Annotated in this window: 1 protein-coding gene; it reads right to left on the bottom strand. The window is 72.0% G+C overall.

Annotated features, from left to right (window positions below; all coding sequences use genetic code 11):
* Positions 1-418, bottom strand: a 418-nt coding sequence (locus tag BST40_RS30525) for a hypothetical protein (RefSeq protein ID WP_208618961.1), incomplete at both ends; no start/stop codon positions are given.

Here is a 418-nt window from a genome sequence, read left to right as displayed (position 1 = left end):
CCTCCGATCCGGAGTTGCCGTACAGTCGCCCGCCGATACCGCCGGTGCCCCCCCAGCCACCACCTTGGCCGCCCTCCCCGCCGGCACCACCATCGCCGACCCATCCTGCGGCGCCGCCATCACCACCACCACCGGCAATCGCGCCATTACTGGCAGAGCCACCAGCCCCACCATTGCCGCCGTTGCCGAACGTTCCGGCTTGGCCACCGTTACCGCCTTGACCAGCGAGACCTGCGCTACCGGCGCTTGCCCCGCCGGTGCCGCCGTTGCCGCCGTTGCCAACCAACACTCCACCCTTACCGCCGGCACCACCGTAACCGGCAGCTTGGGACGCGGCTCCACCTGCTCCGCCGTTGCCGCCGTGGCCGAAGAGTCCGGCTGCTCCGCCGTTACCACCGCCACCGCCGTCGCCGCCGCT

Origin of the sequence: Mycobacterium persicum, assembly GCF_002086675.1 — a bacterium.
In the GTDB taxonomy this organism is placed as follows: domain Bacteria; phylum Actinomycetota; class Actinomycetes; order Mycobacteriales; family Mycobacteriaceae; genus Mycobacterium; species Mycobacterium persicum.
Note: the sequence above shows the minus strand (reverse complement) of the source record. Positions and strands in the feature narration are given on the sequence as shown.